The organism is Aeromonas sp. SG16 (assembly GCF_024436135.1).
GTDB lineage: Bacteria > Pseudomonadota > Gammaproteobacteria > Enterobacterales > Aeromonadaceae > Aeromonas > Aeromonas jandaei.
In genome coordinates this window covers 1-20005 of the sequence record NZ_JANFNW010000008.1, presented here as the reverse complement: position 1 = coordinate 20005, position 20005 = coordinate 1, and the positions used below count along the sequence as shown (strand labels likewise).

Annotated in this window: 19 protein-coding genes; 4 read left to right on the top strand and 15 right to left on the bottom strand. The window is 60.9% G+C overall.

The window, feature by feature from the left end:
• Positions 1 to 43: 43 nt before the first annotated feature.
• Positions 44 to 949, bottom strand: a complete 906-nt coding sequence (locus NOM67_RS16695) for a LysR substrate-binding domain-containing protein (RefSeq protein WP_005342034.1) — start codon at positions 947 to 949, stop codon at positions 44 to 46.
• A gap of 120 nt (positions 950 to 1069) precedes the next feature.
• Between NOM67_RS16695 and NOM67_RS16690 the strand changes: the two genes are divergently transcribed.
• The 3 genes from NOM67_RS16690 to NOM67_RS16680 all read left to right on the top strand — a co-directional run bounded on the left by NOM67_RS16690 (position 1070) and on the right by NOM67_RS16680 (position 4198).
• Entirely contained in the window at positions 1070 to 2197 is a 1128-nt protein-coding gene (locus NOM67_RS16690; protein WP_156854244.1) for an S-(hydroxymethyl)glutathione dehydrogenase/class III alcohol dehydrogenase, read from the top strand.
• Positions 2198 to 2245: 48 nt separating this feature from the next.
• Positions 2246 to 3082, top strand: coding sequence for an S-formylglutathione hydrolase (fghA, locus tag NOM67_RS16685; protein WP_156854246.1), 837 nt, complete (start codon positions 2246 to 2248; stop codon positions 3080 to 3082).
• A gap of 186 nt (positions 3083 to 3268) precedes the next feature.
• Complete coding sequence (locus tag NOM67_RS16680) at positions 3269 to 4198, top strand: LysR family transcriptional regulator (protein WP_198038025.1); 930 nt, start codon at positions 3269 to 3271, stop codon at positions 4196 to 4198.
• Here NOM67_RS16680 and NOM67_RS16675 read toward each other — a convergent pair.
• From NOM67_RS16675 to NOM67_RS16645, 7 genes are all read right to left on the bottom strand, one after another.
• Positions 4195 to 4410 carry a hypothetical protein gene (locus NOM67_RS16675; RefSeq protein WP_033114723.1) on the bottom strand — a complete coding sequence of 72 codons (216 nt, stop codon included), beginning with the start codon at positions 4408 to 4410 and terminating at the stop codon, positions 4195 to 4197. The two genes, NOM67_RS16680 and NOM67_RS16675, sit on opposite strands and share 4 nt — an antisense overlap.
• A gap of 70 nt (positions 4411 to 4480) precedes the next feature.
• On the bottom strand, positions 4481 to 4810 hold the full coding sequence (locus NOM67_RS16670; RefSeq protein ID WP_156854248.1) for a hypothetical protein: 330 nt from the start codon (positions 4808 to 4810) through the stop codon (positions 4481 to 4483).
• Entirely contained in the window at positions 4803 to 5261 is a 459-nt protein-coding gene (locus tag NOM67_RS16665) for a DMT family transporter (RefSeq protein WP_033114721.1), read from the bottom strand. The genes NOM67_RS16670 and NOM67_RS16665 overlap by 8 nt, the downstream gene beginning before the upstream one ends.
• Positions 5261 to 5701 carry a DMT family transporter gene (locus NOM67_RS16660; RefSeq protein WP_033114720.1) on the bottom strand — a complete coding sequence of 147 codons (441 nt, stop codon included), beginning with the start codon at positions 5699 to 5701 and terminating at the stop codon, positions 5261 to 5263. Before NOM67_RS16660 ends, NOM67_RS16665 begins: the two co-directional genes overlap by 1 nt.
• Positions 5698 to 6213 carry a VOC family protein gene (locus NOM67_RS16655; protein WP_042079747.1) on the bottom strand — a complete coding sequence of 172 codons (516 nt, stop codon included), beginning with the start codon at positions 6211 to 6213 and terminating at the stop codon, positions 5698 to 5700. The genes NOM67_RS16660 and NOM67_RS16655 overlap by 4 nt, the downstream gene beginning before the upstream one ends.
• Positions 6213 to 6578, bottom strand: coding sequence for a carboxymuconolactone decarboxylase family protein (locus NOM67_RS16650; RefSeq protein ID WP_255938813.1), 366 nt, complete (start codon positions 6576 to 6578; stop codon positions 6213 to 6215). Before NOM67_RS16650 ends, NOM67_RS16655 begins: the two co-directional genes overlap by 1 nt.
• A 196-nt stretch (positions 6579 to 6774) precedes the next feature.
• On the bottom strand, positions 6775 to 7497 hold the full coding sequence (locus NOM67_RS16645) for a head GIN domain-containing protein (RefSeq protein ID WP_255938811.1): 723 nt from the start codon (positions 7495 to 7497) through the stop codon (positions 6775 to 6777).
• A 395-nt stretch (positions 7498 to 7892) separates the two neighbouring features.
• On the opposite strand from NOM67_RS16645, the gene ovoA reads away from it, so the two are divergent.
• The gene (ovoA, locus tag NOM67_RS16640; protein ID WP_255938809.1) at positions 7893 to 10043 is read left to right on the top strand and encodes a 5-histidylcysteine sulfoxide synthase; all 2151 of its coding nucleotides are present in this window, start codon (positions 7893 to 7895) and stop codon (positions 10041 to 10043) included.
• 79 nt (positions 10044 to 10122) lie between these two features.
• On the opposite strand, the gene NOM67_RS16635 is transcribed toward ovoA, so the two are convergent.
• From NOM67_RS16635 to ebgR, 7 genes are all read right to left on the bottom strand, one after another.
• Positions 10123 to 11073, bottom strand: a complete 951-nt coding sequence (locus NOM67_RS16635) for a bile acid:sodium symporter family protein (protein WP_016349038.1) — start codon at positions 11071 to 11073, stop codon at positions 10123 to 10125.
• A gap of 295 nt (positions 11074 to 11368) precedes the next feature.
• Positions 11369 to 12814, bottom strand: a complete 1446-nt coding sequence (locus NOM67_RS16630; protein ID WP_255938805.1) for an amino acid permease — start codon at positions 12812 to 12814, stop codon at positions 11369 to 11371.
• Between the two features lie 166 nt (positions 12815 to 12980).
• Positions 12981 to 13319 carry a tRNA-binding protein gene (locus tag NOM67_RS16625; protein ID WP_005342042.1) on the bottom strand — a complete coding sequence of 113 codons (339 nt, stop codon included), beginning with the start codon at positions 13317 to 13319 and terminating at the stop codon, positions 12981 to 12983.
• Positions 13320 to 13395: 76 nt separating this feature from the next.
• The gene (locus tag NOM67_RS16620) at positions 13396 to 14841 is read right to left on the bottom strand and encodes an amino acid permease (protein ID WP_216954730.1); all 1446 of its coding nucleotides are present in this window, start codon (positions 14839 to 14841) and stop codon (positions 13396 to 13398) included.
• Between the two features lie 102 nt (positions 14842 to 14943).
• Positions 14944 to 15399, bottom strand: coding sequence for a beta-galactosidase subunit beta (locus tag NOM67_RS16615; protein ID WP_040067594.1), 456 nt, complete (start codon positions 15397 to 15399; stop codon positions 14944 to 14946).
• The gene (gene ebgA, locus NOM67_RS16610) at positions 15396 to 18470 is read right to left on the bottom strand and encodes a beta-galactosidase subunit alpha (protein ID WP_255938796.1); all 3075 of its coding nucleotides are present in this window, start codon (positions 18468 to 18470) and stop codon (positions 15396 to 15398) included. Before ebgA ends, NOM67_RS16615 begins: the two co-directional genes overlap by 4 nt.
• A 321-nt stretch (positions 18471 to 18791) precedes the next feature.
• A complete protein-coding gene (ebgR, locus tag NOM67_RS16605; RefSeq protein WP_255938795.1) occupies positions 18792 to 19757 on the bottom strand; it encodes a transcriptional regulator EbgR in 966 nt (321 codons plus the stop codon).
• Between the last annotated feature and the right edge of the window lie 248 nt (positions 19758 to 20005).

The window sequence follows — 20005 nt, the reverse complement described above, 5'->3', positions numbered from 1 at the left end:
CACCTGTCGCCCACCGCCGGTAAGTCAGCGGCTGGGAAGCGCCCTAACCTATCGGCATCACCAGCGCCGGTTGGTGCGGGTCGCTCAGCCGCTCGGCGAGGTAGTCCACCAGCAATCGAACCTTGGGGGAGAGGTGGCGGTTATGGGGATAGAGGGCCCAGATCCCCTCCGCCGGTGCCCGCAGCTCCGGCAGCAGCTCGATCAATTCGCCACGGGCCAGATGGTCACTCACGTAGTAGTCCGGCAGCTGGATGATGCCGATCCCCTTGAGCGCCGCATCCAGCAGGGCGTGGCCGCTGTTGCACTGCAACAGGCCGCGCACCCGCACGCTGTGGGGACGACCATCCAGAGTGAAGTGCCACTCGTCGCTGTTGCCCACCAGACAGGTGTGGCGAGTCAGCTCGGAGAGGCTGTTGGGTATACCGTGGCGGGCGGTGTAGGCCGGGGAGGCGCAGACATAGGGCACCCGCTGCGCCAGCTTACGCGCCACCAGCGTCGAATCCTTGAGATGGCCGAGCCGCAGCGCCAGATCGTAGCCTTCGTGCACCAGATCCAGCAGCTGGTTGGTGAGGTTGAGGGTCACCTCCAGCTGGGGGAAGCGCACCATGAAGTCGTTCACCAGCGGGGCGATGCGGCTCTCGCCGTAGGAGACGGGGGCCGTGATGCGCAGGGTGCCTTGCGGCACCGCCTGATGACGCCCCACCGCCAGCTCCGCCTCGTAGAGGTTGTCGAGCAGCTGACGGCAGTGGCGATAGTAGATCTCGCCAAGCTCGGTGAGCCGCACCTGACGGGTGGTGCGCAGCAGCAGCTTGGCCTGCAGCCGATCCTCCAGCTGTGCCACCTGACGGCTGACTTGCGCCACCGACACTCCCAGCTTGCGCGCCGCCGGGGTAAAGCCCCCCTGCTCCGCCACGCTGACAAATTCACAGATCCCTTCCCAGCCGAACATTATTACCTGTGTGTAAAAGTGATTTGAGATTCGCCCTCATTATCACCAAATCGGCGGGAAACTACACTGAATGCCCGAACTCATCTCTGTTCACCCCGCTCAACAAGAAGGATGTCATTCATGGCACAGGTTCAAAGCATCAAGTGTAAAGCCGCCATCGCCTGGGGCCCGGGTCAGCCCCTCTCCATCGAAGAGGTGGAAGTCATGCCGCCGCAAGCGGGCGAAGTGCGGGTGCGCATCGTCGCGACCGGCGTCTGCCACACCGATGCCTTCACCCTCTCCGGTGAGGATCCGGAAGGGGTCTTCCCCTGTATTCTCGGCCACGAGGGCGGCGGCATCGTCGAATCGGTCGGCGAAGGCGTCACCAGCGTCAAGGTGGGCGATCACGTGATCCCGCTCTACACCCCCGAGTGCGGCGAGTGCAAATTCTGCAAATCCGGCAAGACCAACCTCTGCCAGAAGATCCGCGCCACCCAGGGCAAGGGGCTGATGCCGGACGGCACCACCCGCTTCTCGAAAGATGGCCAGCCCATCTATCACTACATGGGCACCTCCACCTTCAGCGAATACACGGTACTGCCGGAGATCTCCATCGCCAAGGTGGACCCGGCCGCCCCGCTGGAAGAGGTCTGCCTGCTCGGTTGCGGCGTCACCACCGGCATCGGCGCCGTGATGAACACCGCCAAGGTGAAAGAGGGTGAGAGTGTCGCCATCTTCGGGCTGGGGGGCATCGGCCTCTCCGCAGTGATCGGTGCTCGTCTGGCCAAGGCCGGTCGCATCATCGCCATCGACATCAACGAGAGCAAATTCGAACTGGCCCACAAGCTGGGCGCCACCGACTGCATCAACCCGAACGATTACGACAAACCGATTCAGGAGGTGATCGTCGAGCTGACCGACGGCGGCGTCGACTTCTCCTTCGAGTGCATCGGCAACGTCAAGGTGATGCGTGCGGCGCTGGAGTGCTGTCATAAGGGCTGGGGCGAGTCGGTCATCATCGGCGTGGCCGGAGCGGGTCAGGAGATCAGCACCCGTCCGTTCCAACTGGTGACAGGTCGGGTCTGGCGCGGCAGCGCCTTCGGCGGGGTTCGCGGTCGCAGCGAACTGCCGAGCTATGTGCAGCGCTACATGCAGGGTGAGTTCCGCCTCGATGACTTCATCACCCACACCATGCCGCTGGAACAGATCAACGAGGCGTTCGATCTGATGCACCAAGGCAAGAGCATCCGCACCGTCATCCACTACTGAGCATGATCACCCCGCCCGCCATTGTGGGCGGGGTGCAGGAGTCCTTCGATGAATCTGGAGATTATCAGCAGCAACAAGAGCTTCGGCGGCTGGCACAAGCGCTATCGCCACCACGCCAGCGTGCTCGGCTGCGAGATGAATTTTGCCATCTATCTGCCGCCCCAGGCCCTCACCGGCCAGAAGGTGCCCGTGCTCTACTGGCTCAGCGGCCTCACCTGCACCGATGAGAACTTCATGCAGAAGGCGGGTGCCCAGCGTATCGCCGCCGAGCTGGGCATAGCACTGGTGGCGCCGGACACCAGCCCCCGCGGCGACGGCGTGGCCGACGATCCCGGTTATGACCTCGGCATGGGAGCAGGCTTTTACGTCAATGCCAGCCAGAGCCCCTGGCAGGCGCACTACCAGATGTATGACTACGTCACCCGCGAGCTACCTGACTTGATAGAGACCCACTTCCCGGTCTCGACCCACCGCGCCATCAGTGGCCACTCCATGGGCGGTCACGGTGCGCTGATCGCCGCGTTGCGGGAGCCCGGTCGCTACCGCTCGGTCTCGGCGTTCAGCCCGATCTGTCACCCGAGCCGCTGCCCCTGGGGCCAGAAGGCGCTCGGGGCGTATCTCGGCAGCAATCCTCTGCTGTGGCAGGAGTGGGATGCCTGCCAGCTGCTGCGCCACCAGCCGGTCACACCGCTGCCAACCTTGGTGGATGTGGGGCTGGATGATCCCTTCCTCGCCGAGCAGCTGCATATCGACGCGCTGGCCGAGGTGGCGGCCAGCAAGGGGTGGCCGCTGGAGCTCAACCGCCACGAGGGCTATGACCACAGCTACTACTTCGTGGCGAGCTTTATCGAGGCGCACCTGCGCTTTCACGCCCGCCACCTCTGATCAACACAGGCCCGTAACGGGCCTGTTTCAGTTGGTGTTGTGGTGATCGGACAAGATCAGCCTTGCTGCTCGTGGTAACGGCATGCCAGAGCAGAGTATCAGTGGCAGCAGCCTCCGCATGATACCGGCTTGCCCTGGCCAAGGTCAGCCGATTACCCTTGAGGATTGCGATGGAGGAGGTATCCCGTGAACTACGACGTTTCGTTGTTGGAGATAAAGCTGTTTCTGATGACCACCCGGTTTGGCAGCTTTTCAGATGTGGCGCGTCGGCAGGATATGACCCCTTCGTCCGTCTCGCGCAAGATGGCGCAGCTGGAGGAGAAGGTGGGTTCCAAGCTGCTGCACCGCCATACTCGCTCCATCTCCCTCACCGAGGAGGGGGTCGCTTTTGCCAAACAGTGCGCCGAGATCCTCCAGCAGTATGAGCGGGTGGTTGGCCAGATCGAGCAACGGGCGGATACCCCGAGAGGCACCATCCGGATCAGCGCGCCGGTCGTCTTTGGCCGGCTGCACATTGCCCCCTATCTGGCCGAGCTGCTGGAGCGCTACCCCCTGCTCAAGGTCGAGTTGCAGCAGACGGATCACTATGTCGATCCGGCGGCCGAGTCGATCGACCTGCTGATCCGCATCGGGATCTCGCAAGACTCCTCCCTGCGGATGAAACAGTTTGGCCAGCAGCACTACGTGATGGCGGCCAGCCCCGACTACCTCAATCGCCATGGCGAACCGGCCAGTCCGGATGAGCTGGTGCAGCACAACTGTCTGGTCTTCAAGGGGAGCTATGGCCTGCAACGCTGGTTCATCGGCCAGGAGCAGCTGCAACCCTATGAGGTGAGCGGCACCCTCTACAGCAACAATGCCGATACCCTGGTTGCCGGCGCGGTGGCGGGTGCCGGGATTGTAGTGTTCCCCACCTGGCTCATCGGCGAGGAGCTGAAAACCGGGCGGCTCAAGCCGATCATGACCCGGTTCACCGTCTCCACCAGCATGGAGCAGCAGGTGATCAGCGCGCTCTATCTGGAGACCGACCAACTCGCCGCCAAGGTGAGGGTGGTGATCGATTTTCTGGCGGGAAAATATGGCACTCCCTGCTACTGGGATACCAGACTGGTTTAGCCAGACAGCCTGCCGGTCAGCTTGTGCAGCGCCGGCAGCAAGACAAAGACGGCGCAGGCCACGATCACGCTGTCGATGAGCAACACTGCGACTGGTGCGGCGGGGTCGAGCTGCCATCTCGCCAGCAGCGGCGCCATCCAGCGCGGGATCAGCAGCGTCAGCGGAAAGATGATGGCCAGCACGTGCAGGTATTCGCCAAGCTGTTTTTTCATAAAGCCTCTGATGTTGTTGCAGCCAAGCCAGTGGCAAGAGCGGTATCCCCTTCACCACTGGCGAGCCCAGCTACAGCGTTGTGATGTCCCGGGTGCAGATAAAGTGGGCATCCGTGACAAAGGTTTCGAATTGACGGATCACCTGCTGCATCTGCGCACTCTGGATCTCCTGCAGAAATTGCGTCTCCGACTCGATGCGGATCACTTCGAAGTAGTCCCACGGTGACGCACTCTGCTGCCCCAGCATCTTCAGCCCCTTGAACACCTCGAACGAGGTGACGCTGTTGAGCCGGTTCACTGTGGGCAGATCGACCTCCCGTGCCCACGCCAGATAATCCGCCTCGTTCGTCCCCGGTTTGAGGTTGAAAAAGACCATCAGGGTTGTTGCCTGTTCACTCATTCACTTGTTCCTGTTGTCGGTTCGCCAGATAGATGCAGAGCAGCGCCGCAGCGACTGCCATCATGGCGGCAAGGCGCCAGTAGTTGAGGGGGATGGGGGCATTGCCCAGCCAACCCATGGTATCGATCACCAGACTCATCACCATCTGGCCCAGAATGGTGGCCACAGTAGCGATGGCGACCCCTACCCGTGGAATGGCCGCGACCATCACCACCATGTAGACAATGCCGAACAGGGCACCGGCCAGCTGCCACTTCGGCACGCTGAGCAGGGTCGCCTGATAGGGCGGCTCAAAGAAGAAGATCAGCAAGGCGGTCACCACAGTGCCCATAGTGAAGGTGAGCAGCGAACTCTGCACCACGCCGACCCGCGATCCCAACTGACCATTGATCGCCGCCTGGGCGCTGAGCGCCATGCCGGAGACGATGGCCAACACGATAATCAGCACCATCAGTTTGCTCCCAGATAGGTAAACAGCAACGCCAGCGCGATGCAGCCGAGCGCCACCAGCCGCAGAGGACGGGTTGCCCGTTTCGGCATGCCAAACCAGCCGAAGTAGTCGATGGCAAAGCTCTTGGTCACCTGCCCCAGCAGGACGCAGATCATCGTCATCGCTACCCCCAGCATGGGGGTCGAGAGAGTGAGCGCCACCACATAGACGGGGCCGAGCAAGCCACCGATCAGCTGCCATTTCGGCACCCCATGCCACCCTGTGGATGGCCCCCGCACCGTGAAGAAGCGGATCAGCCAGAGCAGTGCAGCCCCCACGCCGAAGATGCTCAGGGTCGCCCACAGATGGCCCACCTGTTCACCCAGCGGGCCCAGCAGGCCCGCTTCGAAGGAGAGGCCCATGCCGGCCATCACGATTAGCAAAACCGGGAGCGCGTTCATCGTGGATCAAACAGGGCGACGGGTGATTGACGGCTATAGGCCTTGCCCTGCGGATAGGAAACCAGCTCCAGCTGCATGCCCCATGGCGCAAGAAAATAGACCCAGGACTCCCCTGCTGTCGGCCCCTCCGTCATGCAGGTCGGCTCGCCCAGCACGGCGATCCCCTGCTCCTTCAGATAAGCCACTGCCGCCGCCATGTCATCCACATAGAAGGCGAGATGGTGGCCACCGATATCGGCGTTGTTGGGAGCCTTGAGGTTGCGCTCGATATTGCTGGCGTACTCGAAGATCTCCAGATTGATCCCTTTGGCATTCATCACTGCAATGCGGGTGATCTCGGCGCGGGCATGCACGTTGAGGTGCTCAGCCATCCAGTTGTCGCTCGCCACAAAGGGCCCGAACTCATAGGCGAGCTCGAAATCGAAGTGGTCGCGAAAGAAGGCGAGCGCCTCTGCCAGATTGGGCACGGTAAAGCCGATATGATCGGGCTTTTTCAGTCCTGGAATGGCCATCAGATATCCCCCCGCTCGTGGCGCAATTTGTTGAGCGCCCCCATGGTGGTCGCCCCCTTGTTGAAGCCGGTATAGACGGATGCGAAGACGATCAGCTCTTCAAGCTCCTGCCAGGTAGCCCCCTGCTTGAGTGCCATATCGACATGGGCTGCGAAGGGGTTGCCTTCACCGCTGACGTTGAGGGCCATCTGGTCGATGGCGATGGTGATGAACGCCTTGCTCTTCTGGTCGAGCAGCGGCATACCCCAGGCTTCGCCGGCCACGCGGACCGTCATGTCGCCCCAGGTCGGGTGGATGGATTTGAGCCCGCTGACCAGAGCCTGATCATCGAACACGGCATTTGCAAAAGGTAATGATGTAGTCATCAGTGACGCCTCAGTAGTTGATAAGTTCGCCGTAGCGGATGAGGCGCATTATAGGGAGCGGGATATATTGAAAAACCGGCGGGCCGGAACATCACTTATGCAGGATCTGCACAAATGGCACGGGGAGTCGCGCCATGTTGGAAAAAGCAAAACAGGCCCGTTGCGGGCCTGTTTCAGTTGTGGTGATCGGTTGATATCAGCTGCCGGCGCGGGTCACCCCGCCGGAGCCCACGATCTGCTGCTCCACCTCGGGGTCACCCCAGTAGGTGATGTTGCCAGTGCCTGCGATGCCGATCTTGAGCGTTTTCTGGGCCCGCACCTCCACATCACCGCTGCCGGCGATATTGACCTCGACCTCGTTGCCACACATCTCGCTGCCCAGCACATCACCAGCACCGGCAATGTTCAGCTCGATGCTGGCGGCAGAGCCACTCCCCAGATCCAGGCTACCTGCACCAGCGATATTGCCTTTCAATCGCTGTACCTCCAGCTGGCTGGCGACGATACCACCTGTTCCCGCCACTGACAGCTCCAGCGCCTCCCCCTTGAAGCCGCTCAGATCGCCGTTGCCGGTACCTGCCAACGCCATTTCACTGAGCTCTGGCAGAGTGATGGTGATCTCCAGCGGTTCGGTAGGCCGCAGTCGGTAACCATCCTTCACCTCGATCTCCAGCTTGCTGCCGCGCTCGGTCAGCTCCAGATACGGCAAGAGATTTGCCTGCCCCTTGATCAGGATGCCGCGCTGCTCGCCCGCCACCAAATGGAGGGTAGCTGGAGTTCCCGCCAGCACCCGGGTCACCCGCTCGCCCAGTGCCTGCTGGCGCTCGACCGGGACACCTTCCCCCTTGATCTCGGTGTCGGCAAAGACGTTGCAACCTCCCATCACCAACGCCACCAAGACGCCAATCATCCACCGCATAACTGTTCTCCTTTTTATTTATTGATAAGCCACCTGACAGGCCCGGTTCGAAACCACAAAAATAGAGGCCGTATGAAACCACAGATAGCAATGGCCATGCCAGAAGCTAACCATATGATTTTCAATAAAAATAAAATCAACAGTAAGAAGTGGTACGCATTTAAAAGAGCCATTTAGACCACCATTTGGCGAATCTGACCATCCCCTAACAGGCAGGTGGAGAGCTGGCTGGCGAGCCGTTCGCGAGGTCGCTACGCTGACAAACCGTGGAAGTTTTGGATTGCCCTGCCGGTCTGTTGAGCCAATAGTGGTACTTCGTGCGTACCAAGCTCTCCATTGCGGTAATGTCATTACCACTGTCTTGTCAGTCTTCACTGCCAACAAGGAGTCAGAGCGTGACCCAAGCCACTCTTCTCTATTCCACCACCACCGGCCTGCCGGAGCCGACTCGCACCCCGCTGCTGACCGGCAGCGATCCCGAGCAGAAGCGGCGCGAGCTGCTCGCCTACTTCTGCCAGACCTTCGATCTCTACGACTCGCTGTTCGACTGTCTGGCCGATGAGCGCGCCTGGTTCAACAAGGCGATCCCGCTGCGCCACCCGCTCATCTTCTACTACGGCCACACGGCCGCCTTCTTTATCAACAAGCTGCTGGCGGCGCGCCTGATCGACCAGCGGCTGGATGCTCGCATCGAGGCTATGGTCGCCATCGGGGTGGACGAGATGAGCTGGGACGATCTGGACGAGACCCACTACGACTGGCCCAAAGTTAGCGAGCTGCGCAGCTATCGGGCCAAAGTCCGTTCGCTGGTGTGCGATTTTATTCGCCAGATGCCGCTCACTCTGCCCATCGACTGGCAGAGCCCGGCCTGGGTGATCCTGATGGGGATAGAGCACGAGCGCATCCACCTCGAGACCTCCAGCGTGCTGATCCGCCAGTTGCCACTCGCCTGGGTGCGGCCACAGCCTTATTGGCCCGCCTGTACCGAAGCCCGCCACCGAATTGATCAGGTGCCCGCCAACAGCCTGCTGCCGGTGGCCGGCGGCAAGGTGCGCCTTGGTAAGCAGGACGCCACCTACGGCTGGGACAACGAATATGGCGAGCGCCAGATCGAGCTGGCCCCGTTTCAGGCCAGCCGCATGCTGGTGAGCAATGCCGAGTACCTCGCCTTCGTTCAGGCGGGCGGCTATGGCCAGCAACAGTGGTGGGATGAGGAGGGATGGGGTTGGTGTCAGTACGCCAAGGCGCAGATGCCCACCTTCTGGGTGGGTGACCCCGCCGAGCCCGAACAAGTGCAACTGCGGCTGATGACCGGGCAGATCGCCATGCCCTGGGACTGGCCGGTCGAGGTGAATCAGCTGGAGGCGGCTGCCTTCTGCCGCTGGAAGGCGGCCCTGACCGGACTCCCCATCCAGCTGCCGAGCGAGGCGGAATGGATGCTGCTACGTGAGCAGGTACCCGGCGATCAGCCGGACTGGACGGAGGCCCCCGGCAATATCAATCTGGCCCATTTCGCCTCCTCCTGCCCGGTGGATGCCTGCCCGCAAGGGGAGTTCTTCGATCTGGTGGGCAATGTCTGGCAGTGGACCAGCACCGCCATCGACGGCTTCGACGGCTTTAAAATCCACCCGCTCTACGACGACTTCTCCACCCCCACCTTTGATGGCAAGCACACCCTGATCAAGGGCGGCAGCTGGATCAGCACGGGTAACGAAGCGCTCAAATCATCCCGTTACGCCTTCCGGCGTCACTTCTTCCAGCATGCGGGTTTCCGCTATCTGGTCTCCCGTTATCAGGAACCCGTTATCGTGAATCCCTATGAAACCGACACGCTGGTCGCTCAGTACCTCGACTTCCAGTACGGCCCGAGCCACTTCGGGGTAGCCAACTACGCCAAGACGCTTGCTGATCTTGCTGGCGAGCTGTGCAGCAACCACCAGCGGGCGCTGGATATCGGCTGTGCCACCGGCCGCGCCAGCTTCGAACTGGCCCGCCACTTCCAGCATGTGGACGGGGTGGACTACTCGGCCCGCTTCATCGATGTGGCGCTGGCCCTCGCCAGTCAGGACAGTTTCCGCTACGCCATTCCGCTGGAGGGTGAACTGGTGGAGTATTGCGAGGCACGCCTGTCGAGCCACGGGCTGGGGGCAAGTCAGGCTGAGCGCATCCACTTCAGTCAGGGGGATGCCTGCAACCTCAAGCCCAAATATGACCACTACGATCTGGTGCTCGCCTCCAACCTGATCGACCGGCTGCGGGAGCCCGCCCGCTTCCTGCGGGATATCGCCCCGCGGCTGCGCAGCGGTGGCCTGCTGGTGCTCACCAGCCCCTATACCTGGCTGGCGGAATATACCCCGCCCGCCAACTGGCTCGGCGGCATTCGCGAAAACGGCGAGGCGCTCACCACCTATCAGGCGCTGCAACGGCTGCTGGCGGCTGAGTTCGAGGAGCACTGCCCGCCGCGGGATGTGCCCTTCGTCATCCGCGAGACCGCCCGCAAATACCAGCACACGGTTGCGCAGCTCACCGTCTGGCGCAAACGCTAATCCGCCGGTCGGCATACAGATGAGAAGAGGGAGGCCAACGGACCTCCCTCTTGTTATGGCAGCAAAAATGGCGCGAGTATCAATGCCCCTGCTCGTGATAGCGGCGCGCCAGCACGGCGCAGACCATCAGCTGGATCTGGTGGAAGATCATCAGCGGCAAGACCATGACACCGACGCTGGCGGCCGGGAACATGACGTTGGCCATCGGCACCCCGTTGGCGAGGCTCTTCTTGGAGCCGCAGAAGACGATGGTGATCTCGTCCGCCTTGTCGAAGCCGAGGCGACGGCTGATCCAGACGTTCCAGCAGAGCACCAGCGCCAGCAAGACGCAGCTCAGCAGCACGATACTGGCCAGATCGTACCAGCCGACCTGGTGCCAAATCCCCTGCACCACCGCCTCGCTGAAGGCGACGTAGACCACCAGCAGGATGGAGCTCTGATCCAGCTTGCCGATGAGCGGACGGTGGCTATCGACCCAGCGGCCGATGAGCGGACGCGACAGGTGGCCGACCACGAACGGCAGCATCAGCTGCATCATGATGGACTGGATGGAGTGCCAGGTGTCGATCCCCTCCCCCTGTACGTGGATCATCATCCCCACCAGCACCGGCGAGAGGAAGATGCCGAGGATGCTGGAGGCCGAGGCGCTGCACACCGCCGCCGACACATTGCCCCCCGCCATCGAGGTGAAGGCGATGGCCGACTGCACGGTGGCAGGCAGAGCGCAGAGATAGAGGAAGCCGAGGTAGATGGCCGGGCTCAGCCAGCCCGGTACCAGCGGGGTGAGCAGCAGCCCGAGCAGCGGAAATAGCACGAAGGTGCTGAGCATCACCACCAGATGGAGCCGCCAGTGGCCGAGGCCCGCCAGCAGGTTCTGGCGCGACAGCTTGGCGCCATGCATGAAGAACAGGAGCGCCACCGCCAGCTTGGTCAGCAGACCGAACCAGACAGCCACCTGCCCCTCGCAGGGAAAGAGGGAGGCCAGGGTGACCACCGCAATCAGCACAACAGTAAAGGGATCCAGACGCACGAAAGGTCTCCATCAGAAGGGCATCCTGCAGCCATGGCGACAGTCAGGATTGGGGAGGACAAGAAACAGAGCGGGAGATGTCTGGCACCTCCCGCTAAAACGAACCTCCAGCTTACCCCGATAACGGAGAGGCGCAAAGTTGAGCGGCGAATAATTGTTCATCAATGCTTAACGCCTTCGCTATATCGAGTAGCAAAAGTTGACGATAAACCGGCCCTGACAGCTCCCAAACGGCTAAAAATGGATAAAAAAACGGGCGACCAAGGCCGCCCGTTCCGCTTTTTCACCCAGCCGATCAGCGCTGGCTGGCCAGCTTGCCGTTGCCGCTTTTCTTCTCATTGCCGGCGAGCTTGCGGGCCTGCCGCTTCTCGAAGCGGGAGATCCACCAGTAGGCCAGCGCCGAGAAGACCGCGGTCATAAAGACGTTGATGAAGAAGGCGCGCACCAGATCCACCCCGGCCGGGAAGGCGGAGGCGCTCATGCTCACCACGAAGATGGCGATCAGCACCGATACCACGCCCATCCCGAACTTGCGCGACCCCATGCGGAAGTCGCGGGGGGTGTCGTCATGTTTCCAGCGGAACACGAAGTAGGCCACCATGATGAAGATCGGCGGCAGCATGGCGGTACCGGCGGTGAGGTTGATGGCGGTGTTCATCATCTGCTGCACCGACTCGGAACCGAAGCCGTTGACCACCAGCATCACGAACACAAAGGCAAACTGCCACCAGGCGGCGCGCACCGGCACCCCGTGCTCGTTGAGCTGGGTGGTCTTCTCGCCGTAAACCCCCTGCGGGATCTCGGAGAAGTGGATCTTCACCGGCGCCGAGGTCCACATCATCATGGAGCCGAACATGGCGATAAACAGCACCACGCCGACGAAGCGGCCCACCAGCGCCTCGGAGAGCCCGAAATACTGCGCCATGCCGGTGAAGATCTCCACCATGCCGCCGGCATAGGTGAGGCTCTCGCGCGGCACGAACACGTTCACCAGCAGGGAGCCGACCGCATACATGGCACCGATGACGATACCGGCGCTGATGATCACCTTGATGAAGGACTTCTGGCCCCCCTTCACGTCATTGAGGTAGGCCGCTGCCGTCTCGGCACCGCCCGCCGCCTGGAAGATCCAGCACATGATGCCGAGGGTCGCCCAGTTGACGGTAGGGGTCATCGCCTCCAGCGTGATGGGCTGGGCCGGCACATGATCGCCACTCAAGGCCATGAGGGCGCCCAGCACATAGATGGCGAACAAGGCAAACACCCCGTAGGCCACTATTTCGGCAATCTTGCCAAGCCAGCTCGCCCCCTTGGTGGAGATATGGGTCGCCGCCGCAAACAGCACGATGGAGATGATCGAGGTGACCATGGGGGAGAAGCTGTACTCATAGCCCAGCATGGCGTAAGAGGCATAGGCGATGACGTTGGGCAGCAGGGAGACGAACCAGAACAGGTTCACGAACCAGTAGAGAAACGAGCCCAGATAGGCCATCCGGGTGCCGAGCGGTTTTTTAAGCCAGTCGTACATCCCCGACTCGGAGTTTTTATTGGCCGAGACGAACTCGGCGATGATGAAAACAAACGGGATGAAGTAGACGATGGTCGCCAGCAGGAAGATGGGGGCGGAGCTGAGCCCCAGCTCTATGTTGTTGTTGACGATATTGCGCACGTTGAACACGGCGGCAAAGGTCATCGACAACAGGGCAAACTTGCCTATGGTGCCGCGTACGGATTCAGACATGGTGTCCTCCAGTGGACTTGCGCTCCCGGCGGGTAACGCTGTGACTCTGTGATGTGTTCGGCAAGGGTCTGTCGGCCCCGCACTTTACTCTCTTGTTATGATCGGGCCGCGTGGACGGCCTCGTTGCTGAACCGGTGCCGTCTCCCGCACCGGCTCGCAATACCATTCAGACGATCGGAGTGCCCGGCGCCATCGGCACCCGCGGTTGCAACAGCACGCTCTGGCTCTCGTCCGGGGTCTCGGCGCAGAGCAACATGCACTCGGATCGCTCGCCGCGCATCTTGGTGGGCTTGAGGTTGGTCAGTACCACCACCTCGCTGCCCATCAGCTCCTCTTCGCTGTAGTAGGGCACCAGACTGGTGACAGTCTGCAGCGGCCGCTCGCCACCCACGTCGATCTGGACGATGTAGAGTTTGTCGGCACCGGGGTGGCGCACCACCTCCAGCACCTTGCCCACCTTCATCTCGACCCGTTTGAATTCGGCAAACTCGATCGTCTCGCTCATGCTCTTTTCCTTTTCTGGTTCAACGGTTTGCGGGTGGCCAACGGCCACCCGGTTTGATTGGGATTCAATGCCGTGCCTATGGCGTCTGCATGGCAACCTGCGCTGTCGGCTGGGCCTCTTTGGCACGCGCTTCGGCGCTGAGGGAAGCTTCGTAGCGGTTGTACTTCCACCAGGCGAAGCCGAGGAAAATCACGATCCCGCCAACGTTGTAGAAGATGATGGTCATGATGTCGGCGCCGGTCGGGAAGGTGGAGGCGAGGAAGCCCACCGAGAAGATGGCGATCAGCACCGAGACCACGGCGATGCCGGTGGTGCGCGACCCCATTCTGAAATCCCGCGGCAGGTGGTCGAGCTTCAGACGCAGATTGAGGTAGGCCAGCATGATGAACAGCGGCGGCAACATGGAGGCGGCAGCGGTCATGTTGATGACGGTGTTCATCAGATCCTGCGCGGTGTTGGAGCCCAGAGTCGGGATCACCATCAGCGGCAGCACGATGAGGTACTGGAGCCAGGCTGCACGGGCGGGCACGCCGTTCTCGTTCAGCTCGACGGTTTTCTTGCCAAAGATGCCGGCCGGGATCTCGGAGAAGAAGATCTTCACCGGGGTCGCGGTCCACATCAGCAGAGAGCCGAACATGGCGGTGAAGGAGACCAGCCCGACGAAGCGGTTCATCAGGATCTCCGGCAGGCCGAAGTAGGCCGCCAGCCCTTCAAACACCTGCACCGAGCCGCCGGTATATTTCAGGGTGTCGCTGTGGACGAAGACGTTGATCAAAAGCGATGCGATGGAGTAGAGCACCCCGATAAAGATCCCGGCGACGATGATCACCTTCACGAAGGATTTGGAGCCCCCTTTCACGTCATTGACGTAGACCGCCACTGACTCGGCGCCACCGGCTGCCATAAAGATCCAGGTAGTGATGCCCAGGAAGGCCCAGCTGAAATCGGGGACCATGGCCTCTACCGTGATGGGGTCAGCCGGTTGTACGCCGCCCACCAGTGCCGCACCCGCCAGCAGGATGTAGGAGAGGGTCAGCAGCAGCATCAGGGACGAGGTCACCGAGGTGATGGGGCCGAGCATCTTGGCGCCGTTGGTGGAGACGTAGGTGGCAAAGGCAAACAGCACCATGCTCAATGCCGTGGTCGCCACCGGGGTGAGAATGTACTCATAGCCGAGGAAGGCATAGGAGGCGTAGGCGATGACCCGCGGCAGCAAGGAGGTGAAGAAGAAGAGGTTCACGAACCAGTAGGTGTAGGCGGAGATAAAGGCCCAGCGACCGCCGAGGGAGCTCTTCACCCAGGCATACACCCCCGCTTCGGAGTTCTTATTCAGTGACACAAATTCCGCAATGATCAGGCAGAACGGAATGAAGTAGAAAATGGTGGCCAGAAAGAACATCGGGGCCGAGGCCAGACCGATCTCGATGTTGTTGTTGATGACGTTGTTGAAGCTGAATACCGCCGCGAAGGTGAGCGACAGCAGACCAAACTTGCCTATCGTATTGCGTTTGGAATCAGACATGGTGCATCTCCAGACCTGTAGTTATCTAGCGAAAGAACGGGGCATGATTTGTAGGGTGAGCCCCGCCCTTCCGGCTTTTATCAGTGCAGAACCGGCGGCTTGTTATTTGTTTTTGAAGTAGCCGCCTTCGACGGTGACCTTGATGATCACCTTGCGCACCGGCGCATCGCCGACGAAGCGGTAGGCCTCGTCGTTCTCGAAGATCACCACCTGCCCATTGCCGACCTGCTGGCGCTCACGCACCTCACCGGCCAGCCACTCGCGGTCGGTGGTATCGTCATAGGCCTGCTCGACCGCCAGCTCGCTCTTGGCAGCCCACTCCACCGTCTCTTCCCCTTCCAGGTAGTAATGAACGTCGAAGTAGCGGCGCTGCCCCTCGAACAGTGAGGTGGCAGGGCTGGCCCCCTCCTGCAAGCGGTAGGTGAGGGAGTCTCCGATGGAGTGGCAGATGCCGGGCTTGAGGTTCGGCAGGTTGTTGATGGCCTCCACGCAGCGGCCCCACTTCTTGCCCTCCCGGTAGATGTTTTTGAACAGGGTCAGGTTGTCCAGGGTGATCATGCGAGGTTCCTCCCGCCGTTGATGGTGAGATCGAGCCCGGCCAGCGCAGCCGGATTGAGGTTGCCACGGGCGATGGGCAGCAGGGTCAGGCCGAAGCTGAATGGCTCGAAGCGCACCCGCCAGGAGTCCAGCACCTCGGAGCCCCAGGAGTTGGAGCCGAGCCCCAGCACCTTGTGATCCAGATTGAGGGTGAGATAACCGCTCGGTTCCAGCTCGTTGATGTGCTGCGCCGCGTGGATATGCTCCCAGCTGTAGGGCCAGACGCTCAGGTTGATGGGGGCATCTGGCCGCACGTAGAGACCGGCGCCGTGGCGGTTGGTCAGGGTCGCCCAGCGCACCTGCTGGCGGTTGCCGTTGTCCTGCGGGAAGGGGTAGTGCTCCCACATCTCGCTCACCGTGCTCTGGAAGCTGTCGATCCAGTTGCTCTGGCAGCTGTCCTGATAGTTTTCGCCCGGGCCCATGCCGTAGTAGTGCACCCGGTCGAGATCCTGACGAATGCCCAGCTCGAAGCCGATCTTGGGGATGATGTCGTCATAACCGCCGTAGGGCTGACCGGACAGTGCCACGTGCAGCTGACCGTTCGGGCTCAGGGTGTAGACGTAGCGGCAGCGCATACCGAAGTCGAACACCGGCGGCGCGATCAGGCTCTCCACCGTCACCTCGACCGCCTCACCCAGCTGGCGCCAGCTCAGGGTGCGGAAGTGCTCCTGCATGATCTGCAGGTGGTTCGGGTGCCACAGGCTCTCGTACTCCTGCTTGTGGTTGTCGATCATCGGCTTGAAGAAGGTGAGGCGTGGGGCTCGCTCGATGAGCTCGATACCATCCTGCTGCCAGCTCACCAGCTTGCCGTCGAGGCGTGAGAAACGCAGGGCAAAGCCGCTACCGCTCAAGGTCAACGCGAGGCGCTCGTCGGCAATCTGCAGCGCAGTAGCGTTGGGATTGGCAAAGGGTCGCAGCTGGCGAGTCGATGCCTTCAGCTGGAACTGGTACTGGCCCAGCTCGTGCTCCGCCGCGCTGTAGCGGGTGGCGGTGGCCTTGATGACCCGCAGCTGGACGAAGGTTTCTCGCCCATCGAGGGATGGCAGTTCGAGTTGCAGCTCAGTGGTGGCACCGGGAGCCACCCCTTCCAGCCGGATCTGCTGGCTGGCCAGCAGTTCGCCCTCGGCCTTCACTTCGACCAGCAGACGGATGTCGTCGAGATTGGAGAACCAGTAACGGTTTTCCACTTCCAGCTTGCCGCTGGCCAGATCCAGAGCGCGCACCTTGACCGGGCAGATCACCTGTTTGTATTCGCGCAGGCCCGGCCCCGGGGTCTGATCCGGATAGATAAGGCCATCCATGCAGAAGTTGTAGTTGTTGGGGTAGTCGCCGTAGTCGCCGCCGTACTTGTAAACGGGGCGTCCCTGCTCGTCCTGATCCAAAATACCGTGATCGCACCACTCCCAGATGTAGTGACCCTGAATGTGGGGATGGCGGTCGAACACCTGCTGGTATTCGCTCAGGCCACCCGGGCCGTTGCCCATGGCGTGGGCGTATTCACAGAGGATGCGCGGCTTCGCCATCGGGAACTCGCCAAAGCAGTTCATCTGGGAGACGCGGGAATACATGGTACTGACCACGTCCACCACCTCGGCATCGCGATCCTCTTCGTAGTGCACCAGCCGGGTCGGGTCGATCGCCTTGCAGCGCTGGTACATGGCTCTGATGTTGCAGCCGTAGCCGGACTCGTTGCCCAGCGACCAGATGATGATGGAGGGGTGGTTCTTCTGGGCGTGCACGTGGCGCTCGATGCGATCCACGAACACCGGCTCCCAGAAGGGGTCGTCGGTGATGCGGCTGAGATCGCCAACGTTGGCAAAACCGTGGGTCTCCACGTCGGTCTCCGCCATCACGAACAAACCGTACTGGTCGCACAGCTCATAGAAGCGCGGGTCGTTCGGGTAGTGGGCGGTGCGCACCGAGTTGAGGTTGTGCTGCTTCATCAGCACGATATCGCGTTCAACACGATCCATGCCGACCGCGCGGCTCTTGAGGTGGTCGTTGTCGTGGCGGTTCACCCCGTGCAGCTTGAGGTAGTGGCCGTTGACGTAGAAGAGGCCATCTTTGACCTTGATTTCACGCACCCCGACCCGCTGCGGGATCACTTCCAGCAGCTCGCCCTGACCGTTGTAGAGGGAGAGTTGCAGCTGATAGAGGTAAGGATCTTCGGCGCTCCACAGATGGGGGTTGGCCAGATCCAGCGTGAAGCGGCAGTCACACTTGCCATTGATGGCGAGATGGTCGAGCGAGCCGCTGGCGATCTCGCGGCCCTGATCCAGCAGCGACCAGACCAGACGGTGATCACGGGCAGCCGACCCCAGATTTTCCAGCTGGATATCGCAGCTCAGGGTAGCGCTCTGGTTGTCATCAGCCAGCGCAGTGCGGATAAAGAAGTCCTGCACATGGGCAGCCGGTTTGCCCACCAGATAGACGTCGCGGAAGATCCCCGCCATCCACCACATGTCCTGATCTTCGATATAGGTGGAGTCGGCCCACTGCATCACCCGCACCGACAGCAGGTTCTCGCCGATGTTGGCGTAGGCACTGATATCGAACTCGGCGGTGAGACGGCTCCCCTTGCTGAAGCCGACGTAGTGGCCGTTCACATAAACCTCGAAGTAGGTCTCCACCCCGTCAAACTTGATGATCACCTGCTCGCCGTCCCAGGCCGGGCTCAGCGTGAAGCTGCGCTGATAGGCGCCGGTGGGGTTGTTGGTCGGCACGAAGGGCACATCGATGGGGAAGGGAAAACCTTCGTCGGTGTACTGCAGCTGACCATGTCCTTCCATCTGCCACATGTTGGGCACGGTGATCTGGCCCCACTCGCTCATGGGGCTGTGATAGAAGGCCTCCGGCACCTGCAGGGGGTGGTCGAAGTAGTGGAACTGCCACTGGCCGCCAAGGCTCAGAAAACGGCGGCTCAGCTCGCGCTGCATGGTGGCCGCCAGCGCGTGGTCGGCATAAGAGAAGAAGTAGGCGCGCGGGGCCAGCCTGTTTTCACCAACGAATTGGACGTTTTCCCAGTTATTCACATGTCCTCCCGGAACAAGGCAACTTTGACTGGGTAAACTCTAGATAAACATTTACTAAATATCAGCTTTGGATTGGTAAAGTTTTAACCTGATCACAATGAACAGATGGTTTTGTGAGCGAGATCAGAAGCGGGAGATAAAGGAGGGCAAGATATGGATGAGTGGCATGGATGTTGATAGTAGCTAGCTGATTTGCAATAAAATCAACTATAAAACAATATGATATGAAGTTGTTGGATGATATGGGAAAGAGGTTTGCTTGGGAGAGGTGTCGCACCACCGCATGATGGCGCGACTAAAAAGCAGAATATTTTACTAAAATCAGCGGGTGGTGCCGCGCAGGGTCAACTTGCTCGGTACCAGCACCCGGAGTGGAATATCCCGCTCGTCTCGCAGCCGTTCGACCAGCAGATTGACCCCCTGGGAGCCCATCAACTCGGAGTGGATCCGCACCGTGGAGAGTGGCGGGAAGGTGAACTTGGCGGTCGGAATATCGTTGACGCTGATAAGCTCGATCTGCTGGGGAATCGCCAGTCCCTTCTCGTGAATGGCACGCAGCACACCAATGGCGATGGAGTCGGAGGCGACGAACAGCGCCTTGGGCCAGTCGCCGGTCAGCATCTCCTTCGCCAGCTGGTAGCCGGAAGCGCTGGAGAAGTCCCCACGATAGAGATCGCTCTCCTGCACCACCCCCAGCCGCTGGCCATAATCGCGGAAGGCCAGTTCGCGCAGGTCCGGATTCTCATCCTGGCCACCGATATAGCCGATGCGCTGGTGCCCCTGCGCAATAAAGTAGTCGACGACCTGCTGGCTGATCAGGGCGAGATCCACATCGACCGAGTCGAACTCTCCCTGTGAACGGCAGTCGACAAACACCAGCTGGCTGGAACAAGCCCTTAGCTGGACGAGACGCTCGGCTGTGAGGGTACCGACCACCAGAATGCCATCCACAGTGCTCAGTTCGCGCCCTTCACCGCAGTTGTAGAGATGGGTCAGTTCGATATTGAGGCGGGCACTCTGGGTTTCGATGCCATAACGGATAGCGAGATAGTAGGGATCGTTGACCTCGGCACTCTGGGGATAGGCATAGACCACCAGAAAGTGCAGCTTGCTCTTGTGTACCCCCTTGCGGGCGCTGCTGGTCTTATACTCCAGCCGTTCGGCAATCTCGAAGATCCGCTGCTTGGTCTCTTCCTTGACGCTCAGGCTGGGATCCTCGTTCAGTACCCGGGATACCGTGGCGAGAGAAACCCCCGCTTCCTGTGCAATTTCCTTCAACGTAGCCATCAATACCTCGCTGGCAGCATCACGTGTTAATCGGTAACGGCTAAAGAGTAACGGGCAATCCCTTGATAGCCCAGCACTTTTACTAAAATGCCGGCGGCGGTGCAGATTTTTGGAAGGCAGAAATGCAAAAAGGCCTCCCGAATGGGAGGCCTCTTCTAAATAGGTGCCTGACAGTGTCCTACTCTCGCATGGCGAATGCCACACTACCATCGGCGCTACCGCGTTTCACTTCTGAGTTCGGCATGGGA

What these genes read in the sequence shown, in the direction of transcription:
- NOM67_RS16695 (WP_005342034.1), bottom strand. Translation starts at nt 949, where the DNA reads ATGTTCGGCTGGGAAGGGATCTGTGAATTTGTCAGCGTGGCGGAGCAG.
- NOM67_RS16690 (WP_156854244.1), top strand. Translation starts at nt 1,070, where the DNA reads ATGGCACAGGTTCAAAGCATCAAGTGTAAAGCCGCCATCGCCTGGGGC.
- fghA (WP_156854246.1), top strand. Translation starts at nt 2,246, where the DNA reads ATGAATCTGGAGATTATCAGCAGCAACAAGAGCTTCGGCGGCTGGCAC.
- NOM67_RS16675 (WP_033114723.1), bottom strand. Translation starts at nt 4,410, where the DNA reads ATGAAAAAACAGCTTGGCGAATACCTGCACGTGCTGGCCATCATCTTT.
- NOM67_RS16670 (WP_156854248.1), bottom strand. Translation starts at nt 4,810, where the DNA reads ATGAGTGAACAGGCAACAACCCTGATGGTCTTTTTCAACCTCAAACCG.
- NOM67_RS16665 (WP_033114721.1), bottom strand. Translation starts at nt 5,261, where the DNA reads ATGGTGCTGATTATCGTGTTGGCCATCGTCTCCGGCATGGCGCTCAGC.
- NOM67_RS16660 (WP_033114720.1), bottom strand. Translation starts at nt 5,701, where the DNA reads ATGAACGCGCTCCCGGTTTTGCTAATCGTGATGGCCGGCATGGGCCTC.
- NOM67_RS16655 (WP_042079747.1), bottom strand. Translation starts at nt 6,213, where the DNA reads ATGGCCATTCCAGGACTGAAAAAGCCCGATCATATCGGCTTTACCGTG.
- NOM67_RS16650 (WP_255938813.1), bottom strand. Translation starts at nt 6,578, where the DNA reads ATGACTACATCATTACCTTTTGCAAATGCCGTGTTCGATGATCAGGCT.
- NOM67_RS16645 (WP_255938811.1), bottom strand. Translation starts at nt 7,497, where the DNA reads ATGCGGTGGATGATTGGCGTCTTGGTGGCGTTGGTGATGGGAGGTTGC.
- NOM67_RS16630 (WP_255938805.1), bottom strand. Translation starts at nt 12,814, where the DNA reads ATGTCTGAATCCGTACGCGGCACCATAGGCAAGTTTGCCCTGTTGTCG.
- NOM67_RS16625 (WP_005342042.1), bottom strand. Translation starts at nt 13,319, where the DNA reads ATGAGCGAGACGATCGAGTTTGCCGAATTCAAACGGGTCGAGATGAAG.
- NOM67_RS16620 (WP_216954730.1), bottom strand. Translation starts at nt 14,841, where the DNA reads ATGTCTGATTCCAAACGCAATACGATAGGCAAGTTTGGTCTGCTGTCG.
- NOM67_RS16615 (WP_040067594.1), bottom strand. Translation starts at nt 15,399, where the DNA reads ATGATCACCCTGGACAACCTGACCCTGTTCAAAAACATCTACCGGGAG.
- ebgR (WP_255938795.1), bottom strand. Translation starts at nt 19,757, where the DNA reads ATGGCTACGTTGAAGGAAATTGCACAGGAAGCGGGGGTTTCTCTCGCC.